Below are 12527 nucleotides of genomic sequence, written 5' to 3' on the forward strand. Positions count from 1 at the left end.
AAAGATCGACAGCTTCGTCAGGCAGTACAACGAGAACTGCAAGCCGTTCACCTGGACGGCCACCGCGGATTCAATCCTCGAAAAACTCGCTCGCCTCTGCGCACGAATTACCGGGACAGGACACTAGCCCCGCGCCCGCGCGTCAGCCCAGCAGCAGGCGCGCAGCCCAGTAGGCACCGATGGCCATCTGGACCGAGAAGGCGCTGAAACGAAGGCTCACGGCCAGGCGGGAGGTCGACGCGAGATGGATCAGCGACTGGACCATGCGCGCCGCCAGCAGTGCGTACGCCAGCGGGTCCGTCACCGCAGTCTTGCCCGAGACCAGCGCGATCAGCATGAGCCCACCGAAGACCGGCAGGCCCTCGATGCAGTTCGCATGGGCTCGCGCCAGTCGCTGCATGAAGGGAGACAGGCTGGCGTTGTCCGGCGTGAAGCCGTTGGGCGGTACCCGTTTCGTCACGACGAGCTGGGTCCGGATGGCCTCCATGAGGATCAGCAGGACCAAGGTCCAGCTCACGAAGCCGGTGAGCGCACCGAGGGTTGAACTCATCGCAGTCCTCCTGACGCGGCCCGCAGCGCAAGCCGCACCTGATTGTGGCTGCAAACGGGCGCCGCCGCGGAATGATGCAGGCCGGCTTCCGTCGGGCCTGTGCGTCTCAGGACCCTGGTGCCGTGTTCGCGGCCCGACCCCAGGCCCTGCCGGGCCGGCCGGCAGGCCTCAGATCCGCCGCCGGCGCGGCACGACCTGCAGCGCGATGCGCACCTGCACGGGCGTGGCGCCCGTGGTGGCAGCGACGGGGGGCAGGTCCAGCAGCTGTTCGGCCTGCCACACGCGCACCTGCACGGCGCCGTCGGGCAGGCCCGCCAGCGACGCGTGGCCTTGCGCATCCGTCTGCAATGTCCAGGGCGACTGGGCGACATAGACGTAGCCGCGCATGGACCCGTGCAAGTGGCAGCCCAGCAGGATGGGACCCGGCTCGGCCAGCGTGACCTCCTGGGACTTCACCGCACCGCCGGCCTTGCGGCCGTCCACGCGCAGTTCGAAGCCCGCGCCCGGCGCGGCGTCCGCGCTGCCCATGAGCGTGGCCCTGGTGCCGCGCACGTGGTGGTCGAAGCTGTCCCGGTTCTCGAAGCTGACCTTCGCACCCGCTGCCACCACGGTGAGGGCCGGCACGAACTGCAGCTTCTCCTGCCCGATCACGGCGCTGGACGCGAGCGTGGGCGGCGTGCCCCCGGCATGGGCCGGCGTGGCGATCACCACGGCGTCGGGCACGGGCTTGCCGTCCTTGTCGACCACGGTGACTTCCAGCGTGCCCGCACGGGCGGGCAAGAGGGCCAGCGAGAGGGCCGCGAGCGCGCACCCGGCGCCCGCGCGCGCCAGCCGTCCCCAGCGGAATGCGAGGGTGTCCATCAGCGCACCGTGATCACGTCGCGGTGCATGGGTGCCAGCCGCGCCAGCAGCTGGCGCTGGTCGGCGAAGGCGATGCCTTGCGCGTCCATGGCCTGTTCCAGCACCTCCACCAGCGCATTGAAGTCGCCCTTGCGGATGTCCATGTCCGCATGCGCGGTCTTCATGTCGGCGCCGCCGTACTCGCAGGGCCCGCCGCTCACCTGGCAGACCTGGTCCGTGAGCTGCTCCTTGAGGTGCGGCAGGTTGGCCTTGGCGAAGAAGGGCCCGGTGCGCGCGTCGGCGGCCAGGCGGGTGACGAAGTCGTTCATGAGGCGCTCGATGCCGGGCTTCTCGCCCAGGTGCTGGTACAGCGAGGCGTCCGCCGACTGGGCGGAGGCCGCGAGCGGCGCGAGCAGGGAGGCGCCCAGCGCGGCGGCGGCGAGGATGTGCTTGAAGAAGGGATGCATGGCGTGTTTCCTTGTCGGCGTGTCAGAAGGCGACCTGGGCGGCGGCGTAGGCGCCGGACTGGCGGCGCGAGCCGGTGATGCCGGGCACGACGCGGCCCAGGTCGACCCAGGCCAGCGTGAACGAGAGGTGGTGGGTGGGCGCCCACGCGATGAAGACGTCCTTCCAGTCGCTCTCGTGCAGGGCGCTGCCCAGCCCGGCGGCGCGACCCAGCGCCTCCAGGTTGTTCGGCTTGAACCGGTACTCGGCGCCGACCGCGATGTCGTGGCGCAGCAGGTAGGCGGCCGAGAGCTCCGCCTGCCAGCTGCGGCTGGCGCGGCCAGGCGCGGCGGCGCCGAATCCCAGCAGGCCGTTCTCGTTGGCCTGCGTGTTGCGCAGCGTGGCGTTCAGCAGCACGCCGGGGCCCAGCAGCAGCTTGGTCGCGGACACGTAGACATCGGTGCCGCTGCGCTTGGCGCCCAGGAAGTCGATCACCCCGCCCAGCGAGCCCGGGTGCAGCTGCTTGTGCTCGATGCCGACGGCCACCTGGGGCATCAGCGAGTCGGAATCCAGCACGGCGTCACCGGCGACCCGCAGCTTCGCGCCGAAGATGTCCAGCTTCAGGTGCTCGCCCGGCTGGATGCCGAAGGGCGCGATGCCGTTGAGAGCGATGGCCGGCGAGGCGTCGAAATCCTGGCGGGCGAGGGACACTTCCACGCGCTCGTTCCAGCCAGCGGCCACGCCGTAGGTCGTCAGGCCGTAGTCACGGGTGTGCAGCCGGCTCGCATGCGCCGACAGGCCCCATTCGCCCTCGGACGCATTGCTGCCGATGACCGCCCAGGGCGTGAGGCCGCCGCCGGCGGCGCCATCGATGCTGCTGACGCCACCGGTCAGCAGGAGCTTGCCGGTGTCGGCCTGGGCCTGGAAGGAAAGGGCCGCCAGGGCCGCCGCGGCGGGAATCAGGAGTTTGCGCATGGGAGGGCTCGTTGAGGTTCTGCGATGGATACGCAGAACTCATCCATTTGGATGCAAGCCCGCCGATAGAACCCTGGCGCCCCGGGCCGGCAGCGGCCCAGGCCGGCGCGGGGCCCGGCGTGCAGGGCCCCAGCGCGCGGGGTTTAGAAGCTGTACGAGGCGCCGACCCGGATGACGGGGAAGTACCGCAGGTTGTGCAGCTTGTCCTGCAGGCTCTGGTTCTCTGCGGCCAGGTCGGACGCGAGCGTGCTGCAGACGGCCGCCGGTGAGCAGCCGTTGGCCGTGAGGCTGGTGCGCGCGTTGCCCTGGAAGATCACGCCCAGGTCGCTGGTGAGCGACCAGCCCTTGCGCGCGCTGGTGGCCCGGCCCCAGCCGATGCCCAGGTAGGGCGACGGGCTGCGGAAGGTGGCGCGCCCGGACAGGCTGCCCAGCGTGTAGGTCGTGCCGTTGAGGGTGTACGTGCCGGCGCCCTGGGGCTGGCCGGTGGCGTCCAGCCTGTTGTTGTCGATCACCAGGCCGCCGGACACGCGGAACACCGAGTTCGCCTGCGGGAAGTAGTCGAGCAGCAGGTCGAAGGTCTGCAGGCGCAGCTTGGCGTCGTAGTCCACGCCGCGCGTGCTGGTGTTGTGCTTGTAGTCGAGGAAGTTGCCGCCCACGCGCAGGTCGAGCTGCGGTGCGATGGGGGTGGACAGGTGCACGCCCACGCCAGTGGTGCCCAGTTCCAGGCTCACGCCCAGGTCGGTGGCGAGGGCGGGAACGCAGGCACAGGCGGCGGCGAGGGCCAGGCTGGCGCGGACGGGAAAGAAGCGTTGGATCATGGGGGACTGCAGTGAAATGGCGAGGGTTGCGGTGCGCGCCGCATGGGCGCGCGGCTGGAATCCTATCCGCAGCGCGACGCTCAGGCCCCGGTCAGCTTGTCCCGCGCCAGGGCCAGGCGCTGCCCGGCTTCTTCGGCCACGCCGGCCACGCCGGGGTTGCTGGTGAGCTGCACCATCATGTGGGGGTCCAGGAAGCCGACCACCACGCGGCCGTCGGCCTCTTCACGCACGGTCACGTTGCAGGGCAGCAGCAGCCCGATCTCGGGCTCGGCCTGCAGCGCGCGGTGGGCGAGCGGTGGGTTGCAGGCGCCGAGGATGCGGTAGGCCGGCATGTCCACGCCGAGCTTGTCCTTCATGGCCTGGCGGATGTCGATGTCGCTGAGGATCCCGAAGCCTTGCTCCTTGAGCGCGAGGGTGACGCGCTCCAGCGCGGCGTCGAAGGGACCGGGAACGGTGATGTGATGGCCGTACATGCTGTGTCCTGGGTCGGATGCCGCAGTCCGCGCCCGCGACGTGCTCACGCGCGCGCCGGTGGGGCTGGCTTTGTTTCAGGAGGTTGCGGCGCGCCGGCCCTCAGCAATCCGCTGCGGGTGAAGGGCGTGGCGTGCCCCGACATGCGCAGGGCCAGCCGCGTGACCAGCGCGTGCGTGTCCATGGCGGGCGCGGCGCCGGGCAGCAGCGCCAGCCACAGCGCCGTGCCCGCGAGCCAGGCCTTGCCGGGCCGGGCGTGCGGCACGGGGCCCCGGCCCAGCACGGCCGCCGTGACGACCCCGCCCGTGAGCCAGCCCGCGACCACCTCGCTGGCCGAATGGGCGCCCAGCCTGTAGCGCGACAGGCCCACCAGCACGGCCAGCAGCAGGCCGGCGGCCGTGGCCCAGCGGCGTGCGCGGCCGGACGGGCTGGCGGCGAGCGCGGCGGCCAGTGGCGGGTACACCGCCGTGGCGAACATGGTGTGCCCCGAGATGCCGGTGAAGTCGAGTGCCGCCGAGCCGAGGCCCCAGCCGATGAAGGCCACCTTGGTCGCAGTGGTCAGCAGCACGGCGGCGCCCAGCCAGCCCATCCAGCGCAGGGCCTGGCTTCGGGACTCCGGCGCGCGCGCCTGCAGCGCGGCCGCAGCCAGCGCCAGCGGCAGGGCCAGCTGCGCTTCACCCAGGCGGGTGAGTGCATGCCAGAACGGCCAGGGGCCTGGAAGGTGGATCGCCCACATAGGCCGGCCATTGTGCAGTGCCGCAGACCGTCGCGTTCAGGCGGGACCCCTGCACGCCAGGAAAGTCATTGCACCGTCAAGCAAGGCCTATAGACTGGACGCTCTGTTCTTCACTCATCAGCAGGTCCCCCATGGCGAACATCCTCGTTCTGTATCACAGCGTCTACGGCCACATCGAGGCGATGGCGAATGCAGTCGCGCAGGGCGCACGCGAGGTGCCGGGCAGCACCGTGACCATCAAGCGCGTGCCCGAGACCGTGCCGGACGACGTGTTCCAGAAGTCCGGCGGCAAGGCCGACCAGCCGGCACCGATCGCCCAGCCGGGCGAACTCGCCGACTACGACGCCATCCTCTTCGGCACCGGCACGCGCTTCGGCAACATGACCGGCCAGATGCGCACCTTCCTGGACCAGACCGGCGGCCTGTGGATGTCGGGCGCCCTGGTCGGCAAGGTCGGCTCGGTCTTCTGCTCCAGCGCCACGCAGCACGGCGGCCAGGAGAGCACCATCCTGACCTTCATCCCCACGCTGCTGCACCACGGGATGGTGGTGGTGGGCCTGCCCTACGCCGAGCAGCGGCAGATGGGCATCGATGAAATCAAGGGCGGCAGCCCCTATGGCGCCTCCACCATCACCGGCGGCGGCGGCGAGCGCATGCCCAGCGAGCAGGAACTCGGCATGGCGCGCTTCCAGGGCAAGCACGTCGCCACGATCGCGACCAAGCTCTTCGGCTGAGCCTTGCAGGCCCCTCGCATGCCCGCCGGCGAGCCCCAGCCCCAGCCCCGTTACCGGCTGATCGGCGAGAAGTGGGACCAAGGCTGGTTCTTCGTCTGCCTGATGGCGGGCCTGATGCTGGGGCTGGCCGGCTTTGCCGGCGCCCTGGCCGCCTTCTTCACCGTCCGTGCCCTGGGCCCGAAAGTGCCGCGGGCCGCGGCCTTGGCCGGGGCGGTCGCCGCCGGCGTCCTGGTCACGGCCGGCGCCAAGGCGCTGATGGCGCTGGGCTGAGCCTCACTTCACATCCCAGTCCGGCGACGCCAGCTTGGCCGCCAGGAACTCCACGGCGACCCGCACCTTGGCCGGCACGCCGCGCCGCGTGGGGTAGAGCGCGTACAGGTCCAGCGTGAGCGAGCGGTACTGCGGCATCAGCTCGACCAGGTGGCCCGCGGCGAGTTCGCGCGCAATGAGGAAGGTGGGCTGCAACTGGATGCCCGCGCCGCGCAGGCAGGCCGCGATGCAGGTGTCGCCGTTGTTCGTCCACAGCCGGGGCTGCACCTTCACGCTGACCGGGCCGCCGGGCCCCGTGAACTGCCACTGCGTGCCCTGCGACAGCAGGCTGTAGGCCAGCACGTCGTGCTGCGCGAGCGCCGAGGGGTGTGTGGGCGTGCCCCGGCGCTCCAGGTAGGCGGGCGAGGCACACAGCACGAGGCGGGTGCTGGCGAGCTTGCGCGACACCAGCGATGAATCGGGCAGGCGTGCGATGCGCACCGCCAGGTCGAAGCCCTCCTCGACCAGGTCGATCACGCGGTCCGCCAGTTGCACGTCCAGCGTGACGCGCGGGTGGGCCTGCAGGAACTCGTCCCACAGCGGCGCGAGCTGCTGGATGCCGAAGCTCACCGGCACGCTCAGCTTCAGCAGGCCGCTCGCGGTCTGGCTGCGGGTGGACACCTCGGCCTCGGAGGCCTCGACGCTGGCCAGGATCTCCCGGCACCGGGCCAGGAAGAGCTCGCCTTCCTGCGTGAGCGACAGCCTGCGCGTGGTGCGGTGGAGCAGTCGCACGCCCAGGCGCTGCTCCAGCTCGGACAGGGAGCGCGATACCGCGGCCTTGGAGAGGCCCAGCGCGTCCGCCGCGCCCACGAAGCTGCCGGCATCGACCACGGCGGTGAACACGCGCATTGCCTGGAATTTGTCCATTGGCTCATTATCCTGAACAATGAATTGCCGGGATCTGGGTTTATCTGGTTATCGCCGATCAATACAGTCGAAGCATTCCCGCTGCAACGCGGGCCATCGAACTTGAAAGGTCCACACCATGAGCAACAGGCAATCCTCCTGGGTCCGCCGCCTGCTGGCCACGCAGGCCGGCTGGGGTCCCCTGGCCCTGCGCATCCCCGCGGGCATCATCTTCGCGGCGCATGGCTCGCAGAAGCTCTTCGGCTGGTTCGGCGGGTACGGCCTGCAGGGCACCGGCCAGTGGATGGAATCCATCGGCCTGGCGCCCGGCACCCTGATGGCGCTGCTGGCCGGCTCCGCCGAATTCTTCGGCGGCCTCGCGCTCATCGTCGGCCTGCTGGTGCGGCCCTCCGCGGCGGCCCTGGCCATCGCGATGACGGTGGCCATCTTCACCGCGCACCTGAGCCACGGCCTGTTCGTCGCCAACAACGGCTACGAGTACGCGCTCACGCTGCTGGCCGTGGCGCTCGCCCTGGTGGTCGCCGGGGGCGGCCGGGCCTCGGCGGACCGTGCCCTCAGCGCCGCTTCGGCCTGAGGCCGCAGGGGATGGCATGAACGACGCGTCGCTCGTCCTGGCCCGGCCGGCGCAGGCCGCCCGGCTGGTGCTGCTCTTCCACGGCGTGGGCGCATCCGCCGCCGACCTGGCGCCCCTGGGCACGGTGCTCTCGCAGCAGTTGCCGGAGGCCGTGGTGGTGAGCGTGGACGCGCCGAACGCGTCCACGCTGGGCCGGGGGCGCGAGTGGTTCTCCGTGGTCGACATCACCGAGGCCAGTCGCCCGGCGCGCATCGCGCAGGCGCTGCCCGCCTTCCGCGACACCGTGGCGCACTGGCAGCGGGACAGCGGCATCGCCGCCGCGCGCACCACGCTGGTGGGCTTCTCGCAGGGCGCCATCATGGCGCTGGCCGCCACGCAGCACGAGGACGCCTGTCCGGCGGGCCAGGTGGTGGCCGTCGCCGGGCGCTACGCCGCGCTGCCGGACCGGCGCCCGGCGGCGCGCGTCCATCTCGTGCATGGCGAGCAGGATGCGGTCGTCCCGGCGCGGCACGCGCGCGAGGCGTTCGCGGCCCTGCAGGCCCTGGGTGCCGACGTCAGCCTGGACCTGCTGCCCGGCCTGGGCCACGGCATCGACGGCCGCGCGGCGCGCCTCGTCGCCTCGCGGGTCGGCGAGGGCTGAGCCCCGCCCGCGCAGCCGGGCGGCCGGCGCGTCCCCAGGCTCAGGCCCGCCCCGCCAGCATGTTCCGGCTCATGCGAGTGAACACCCGGTCGACGGCCACCAGCGCGAACACGCTGAGCGCGATGATCGCGATCAGCCCGGGCATGTCCGTCGCGCGGACCTGGAACTGGCCAGGCGGCACCAGGGTGGGGGAGGTGGTGGTGCAGACGAAGTCCGCCGCCGCCATGCCGGTGTAGTGCATGGCGCAGACCGCGGCGCCCATCACCAGGGCGCCCAGGATGCGGCCTGCCAGGCGCTGCGTCTGGAAGCCCAGGACCAGCCCCAGCGTGGCCGCGACGACCGCCACTGCCACCGAGGCCCCGACCGTGGGCCACGACCACACGAAGCGGCCGCCGAAACGCATGCCCTGCATGCCCAGGTAATGCATCACGCAGATGGCTGCGCCCAGGCAGAGCCCCGCCACCGCGTAACGCAGCGGCGAGCGCTTCTGGGCCAGCGCCCACAGCGCGATGCCGCAGGCCAGCACCGCGGCGACCAGCGAGCCCAGGGTCTCCGGAAGCGAATAGGCCACGGCCAGCGGCAACTGCAGGGCGAGCATGCCCAGGAAGTGCATGGTCCAGATGCCGAAGCCGCCCAGGGCCACGCTGGCCGCGCACAGGTTCACCCAGCGGTCGAAGCCGGTGATGCTGGCGCGGTACTGGGCGATGGACTTCATCGCCAGGAAAGCGCCCACCGCCGACACGAGGTAGGACAGGGCCACGAGCATGGGGCTGTAGCTGGCGGCGACGAGCTGGTTCACGAAGGCACTCCTTGGGGCGCGGGCCGTGGCGACGAGGCCATCCGGTCCGCCGGTTCCCCGTCTTTTCGTCCCCGGCGGCCAGAGCTTGAGCCCAGCCCCCGGCCGGGCCTGCGCGGCTCAAGTCGCCGTCCGGTGTGCCGAAGAGTGGGGATGACCCACCGGGCCAGGCCATGCTGACGACCGAATCCTCCACCTACCAGCTGCTGGCCGTCGGCCGCGCACGGCAGCTGATCGTGCTGGCCGTGGTCCTGATCAACATCGTGGCGGGCGTGTGGATAGGCGCCGGCGTGCTGAGCGCGCGCTCGGCCCTGGAGGCCGAGGCCGAGGCCTCCTCCCGCAACATCGCCGCCGCGCTGGACGGCCGGCTCTCCGACCTGGTGGCCAAGGTCGACCTGGCCCTGCTCACCATCGTGGACGAACTGGCGGACCGGCAGGCCCGTGGCCTGCCCCTGGAGGGCGAGGACACGACCCGCCTTCTGGAGGCCCAGCGCGGGCGCATCCCCGGCCTGCATGCGCTGCGGCTGGCCGATGCCCGCGGCGACGTGGTCGCCGGGCGGGGCGCGGCCGCGGGGCCGCGCGCGAGCTGGGCCCGGCACGCCTTCTTCCAGCAGCAGCGCGAGCAGCCCCGCGGGGGCCTGCTGGTGTCGGACCCGATCCAGGGCGAGCTCACGCAGGCGCGGCTGATCTCGCTGTCGCGGCGCGTGAACCGGCCGGACGGCAGCTTCGCGGGCGTGGTGTCCGCCTCGATCGACATCAACTACGTGCTGGACCTGCTGGGCACCCTGAGCGTGGGGCCGGCCGGCGTGATCGTGCTGCGCGACTCGCACAACGGCCTGGTCACCCGGCGCCCGCCGCTGCCGGGGCCGCGCGGCCAGCCTGGCAACAGCCAGCTGGCGCCCGAGCTGCAGGATGCGCTGGCGCGCAATGCCCGCGCCGGCACCTTCCGCACCCTGCAGTCCGCCGACGGCAAGGAACGCATCGATTCCTTCCGCCGGCTGGCCGCCGCGCCCTACACCGTCATCGCCGGCCATGGCGCCGACGACTACCTGGCCGAGTGGCACCGCAGCCTGGTGGCCGCGGTGGCGGAATGGCTGCTGCTGCTCGCCTTCACCAGCGGCATCGCCGTCGTGGTCGTACGGGCCATCGACCGCGCCACGCACCTCACGCAGGCCAAGGCCCGCTTCCTGGCCAACATGAGCCACGAGCTGCGCACGCCGCTGAACGCGATCATCGGCCTCAACACGCTGCTGCGCGCCTCCACGCTCACGCCGCGCCAGCGCGACCACCTGGACAAGAACGACAGCGCGGCACGCTCGCTGCTGCGCCTGCTCAATGCCGTGCTGGACTACTCCAAGATGGACGCCGGCAAGCTGGAGATCGAGCAACGCCTGTTCCCGCTCGAGGGCATGCTGCGCCAGCTGGCCGTGGTGATCACCGTGAACGCCAACCCGCGCCTGCAGGTGCAGGTGCTGTTCGACATCGACCCGCGCCTGCCGCGGCAGCTGCTGGGCGACGAGTTGCGCCTGCAGCAGGTGCTGACCAACCTGGCGAGCAACGCGCTGAAGTTCACCGAGACGGGGCAGGTGGTGCTGCGCGTGGAACGCCGCAGCAGCGTGGCGGGCGAGGCGGTCGCCTTCTCGGTCGCCGACAGCGGCATCGGCATCGACCCACGCCAGCAGCACCTCATCTTCTCCGCGTTCTCGCAGGCCGAGGCTTCGACCACGCGCAAGTACGGCGGCACCGGCCTGGGCCTGGCGATCAGCCGCCGCCTGGTGCAGCTGATGGGCGGCGAGCTCGGCATGCGCAGCACGCCCGGCCAGGGCAGCGTGTTCTCCTTCGCCCTGCCGCTGGACGGCGCCTCGGCCGACGCGGGGCCCGCGCTGCCGGGGCCCGCCGCTGCGCAGGAGGCCGCCGGGCCACGCCTTCGCGCGCTGCTGCTGGAGGACAACGCCGTGGCGCGCGACATCGCCGTGCGCCAGCTCGAAGGCCTGCGTTTCGACGTGGGTGAGGCCGCGACCCTGGAGGCCGCGCAGCAGCTGCTGCTGCAGGACGCACGCCCCTGGGACCTGGTCTGCGCCAGCTTGTCGGACACCGACGTGAAGCCCCTGCAGCGCCTGGTGGCGGCCATCGTGCCCGCGCCTGCCGTGCTGCTGCTGGCCCGGGGCGAGCGCCACGCCGCCGCGCTGCAGGCCGCCGCCGCGGGCCAGGGCGGCGAGATCCGGGTGCTGGCCAAGCCCTACACCGACGCGCAGTTCGAGGAGGCCCTGCGCAGCCTGGAGCGGCCGCAGGCCGCCGTCGCCCGCTTCGCCGACACCGACGTGCAGCGCCGGCTGGAGGGCGTGCGCATCCTGGTGGTGGAGGACAACCTCATGAACCAGCAGGTGGCCGAGGAACTGCTGGCCAGCGAGGGCGCGCGGGTCGCGCTCGCCGGCAACGGACGGCTGGGGCTGGAGGCGGTGCGCGCCGCTTCGCCGCCCTTCGACCTGGTGCTGATGGACATCCAGATGCCCGAGATGGACGGCCACGACGCCACCCGCGCGATACGCCGCCTGCCGGACCAGGCGGGCCTGCCCATCATCGCCATGACGGCCAACACCGACGCGGCCGACCGCGCGGCCTCGCGCGCCAGCGGCATGGACGCCCACATCGGCAAGCCCTTCGACCTCAACGCGCTGGTGGCGCTGATCGAGCAGGTGCGGGGGGAGGCCGCCGCGCGCCGGGCCGCCGCGCCGGCGCCCGCGCCGGACCTGGACCTGGACCTGGACCTCAGCCTGGACCTGGACCTGAGCGCTCCGGCTGCGGGGGCGGCCGGGCCGGCGCCCCAGGCCGCCGCCAGCGAGGCCGTCGTGCCCATCGACCTGCAGCGGGCGCTGATGAACGTGGGCGGCATGAAGCAGCTCTACGTGAAGGCCGCCCGGCTCTTCACCGACAACCTGGAGCGCCAGTTCGAGGCCCTGCAGGCCAGCGTGGCGCACGACGCGGCGCCGGACGCGATCCGCGCCATGCACACCCTCAAGGGCAATGCGGCCACGCTGGGCGCGGCCGACCTGGCGAGCCTGGCCGCCGAAGTCGAGGCCCGCTGGCGCACCGAGGGCCTGGCCGATGCGAATGCCGCGATCGCCCAGGTGCGCGCGCGCGCCCGGTGCGCCCGCCAGGCCGTGCTGGAAGCGGTCGAGCAGCTCGCGTGAGCGCGGACCGGCAGCGCCGGATGAGAAGCCGACTTCCCTGGCTTTTCGCGCCTTCCCCGGGCCGGGGCCGGGCCATGATGCGGGACCACAGGCCCATCCATGTCCCACCCTGATCCGAACCCCGGGAGCGCCCTGCACGGCCTCATCTACGTCAGCTCCGCCACGCGCACCTTCCGGCCCGAGGAGCTCGACCGGCTGCTGCAGAAGGCGCGGCGGGTGAATACCACCCGCAACATCACCGGCGTGCTGCTGCACGGCGGCGGCAACTTCATGCAGGTGCTGGAAGGCCCGGCCGCCGACCTGGCCGAGGTCTACGGGCGCATCGTGCAGAACCCGGCCCACACCCAGGTGGTCGAGCTCTTCCACGGCGATATCGAGCGGCGCGAGTTCGAGGGCTGGTCCATGGCCTGCCGCGAGATCAGCCAGCTCACCTTCGAGCACCTGCGGCTCGCGCCCCACGGCAGGCACCACGCGCTGATCTCGGACTTCTGGCAGGCCAACTGCTGAGGCGCAGGGCGGGTCGTTGGGCTCAGCCAGGGCATCGTCCTTCGCCTACAAGCTCGGCGGGCCCCGGACGCCTAT

Annotated in this window: 15 protein-coding genes and 1 pseudogene; 7 read left to right on the top strand and 9 right to left on the bottom strand. The window is 72.1% G+C overall.

Going from position 1 to position 12527, the window contains the following annotated elements; translation table 11 throughout:
- Positions 1-127: pseudogene (locus IM725_RS11595) on the top strand (IS630 family transposase); the annotation flags it as partial.
- A 15-nt stretch (positions 128-142) separates the two neighbouring features.
- On the opposite strand, the gene IM725_RS11600 reads toward IM725_RS11595, so the two are convergent.
- From IM725_RS11600 to IM725_RS11630, 7 genes are all read right to left on the bottom strand, one after another.
- Positions 143-550, bottom strand: a complete 408-nt coding sequence (locus tag IM725_RS11600; RefSeq protein ID WP_193780757.1) for an MAPEG family protein — start codon at positions 548-550, stop codon at positions 143-145.
- A gap of 168 nt (positions 551-718) precedes the next feature.
- Positions 719-1411, bottom strand: coding sequence for a cupredoxin domain-containing protein (locus IM725_RS11605; protein WP_227753765.1), 693 nt, complete (start codon positions 1409-1411; stop codon positions 719-721).
- Positions 1411-1857, bottom strand: a complete 447-nt coding sequence (locus IM725_RS11610; protein WP_193780758.1) for a group I truncated hemoglobin — start codon at positions 1855-1857, stop codon at positions 1411-1413. Before IM725_RS11610 ends, IM725_RS11605 begins: the two co-directional genes overlap by 1 nt.
- Before the next feature lie 22 nt (positions 1858-1879).
- Positions 1880-2809: a DUF3034 family protein gene (locus IM725_RS11615; RefSeq protein WP_193780759.1), complete on the bottom strand. Its 930-nt coding sequence runs from the start codon at positions 2807-2809 to the stop codon at positions 1880-1882.
- A 143-nt stretch (positions 2810-2952) separates the two neighbouring features.
- A complete protein-coding gene (locus tag IM725_RS11620) occupies positions 2953-3627 on the bottom strand; it encodes a hypothetical protein (protein ID WP_227753766.1) in 675 nt (224 codons plus the stop codon).
- An 80-nt stretch (positions 3628-3707) separates the two neighbouring features.
- Positions 3708-4100 carry a DUF302 domain-containing protein gene (locus IM725_RS11625; protein WP_193780760.1) on the bottom strand — a complete coding sequence of 131 codons (393 nt, stop codon included), beginning with the start codon at positions 4098-4100 and terminating at the stop codon, positions 3708-3710.
- A 44-nt stretch (positions 4101-4144) separates the two neighbouring features.
- Positions 4145-4834 (bottom strand): phosphatase PAP2 family protein, encoded by a 690-nt coding sequence (locus IM725_RS11630; protein ID WP_193780761.1) that lies wholly within the window; start codon positions 4832-4834, stop codon positions 4145-4147.
- Positions 4835-4965: 131 nt separating this feature from the next.
- Between IM725_RS11630 and wrbA the strand changes: the two genes are divergently transcribed.
- On the top strand, positions 4966-5568 hold the full coding sequence (gene wrbA, locus IM725_RS11635; RefSeq protein ID WP_193780762.1) for an NAD(P)H:quinone oxidoreductase: 603 nt from the start codon (positions 4966-4968) through the stop codon (positions 5566-5568).
- Positions 5569-5586: 18 nt separating this feature from the next.
- Positions 5587-5838 (top strand): hypothetical protein, encoded by a 252-nt coding sequence (locus tag IM725_RS11640; RefSeq protein ID WP_193780763.1) that lies wholly within the window; start codon positions 5587-5589, stop codon positions 5836-5838.
- A 3-nt stretch (positions 5839-5841) separates the two neighbouring features.
- Here IM725_RS11640 and IM725_RS11645 read toward each other — a convergent pair whose 3' ends face one another.
- On the bottom strand, positions 5842-6744 hold the full coding sequence (locus tag IM725_RS11645; RefSeq protein ID WP_193780764.1) for a LysR family transcriptional regulator: 903 nt from the start codon (positions 6742-6744) through the stop codon (positions 5842-5844).
- Positions 6745-6862: 118 nt separating this feature from the next.
- Here IM725_RS11645 and IM725_RS11650 point away from each other — a divergent pair, with 118 nt between their 5' ends.
- Both IM725_RS11650 and ypfH read left to right on the top strand, forming a co-directional pair.
- Positions 6863-7318: a DoxX family protein gene (locus tag IM725_RS11650; RefSeq protein ID WP_193780765.1), complete on the top strand. Its 456-nt coding sequence runs from the start codon at positions 6863-6865 to the stop codon at positions 7316-7318.
- A 16-nt stretch (positions 7319-7334) separates the two neighbouring features.
- Positions 7335-7958: an esterase gene (ypfH, locus tag IM725_RS11655; protein WP_193780766.1), complete on the top strand. Its 624-nt coding sequence runs from the start codon at positions 7335-7337 to the stop codon at positions 7956-7958.
- A gap of 40 nt (positions 7959-7998) precedes the next feature.
- Here the strand turns inward: ypfH and IM725_RS11660 are convergent, their stop codons facing one another.
- Positions 7999-8757, bottom strand: coding sequence for an MHYT domain-containing protein (locus IM725_RS11660; RefSeq protein WP_287066495.1), 759 nt, complete (start codon positions 8755-8757; stop codon positions 7999-8001).
- 170 nt (positions 8758-8927) lie between these two features.
- Here IM725_RS11660 and IM725_RS11665 point away from each other — a divergent pair, with 170 nt between their 5' ends.
- Positions 8928-11945 (top strand): ATP-binding protein, encoded by a 3018-nt coding sequence (locus tag IM725_RS11665; RefSeq protein WP_193780767.1) that lies wholly within the window; start codon positions 8928-8930, stop codon positions 11943-11945.
- A 99-nt stretch (positions 11946-12044) separates the two neighbouring features.
- A complete protein-coding gene (locus tag IM725_RS11670; protein WP_193780768.1) occupies positions 12045-12452 on the top strand; it encodes a BLUF domain-containing protein in 408 nt (135 codons plus the stop codon).
- Positions 12453-12527: the final 75 nt, after the last annotated feature.

Origin of the sequence: Ramlibacter aquaticus, assembly GCF_015159745.1 — a bacterium.
Classification (GTDB): domain Bacteria; phylum Pseudomonadota; class Gammaproteobacteria; order Burkholderiales; family Burkholderiaceae_C; genus Ramlibacter; species Ramlibacter aquaticus.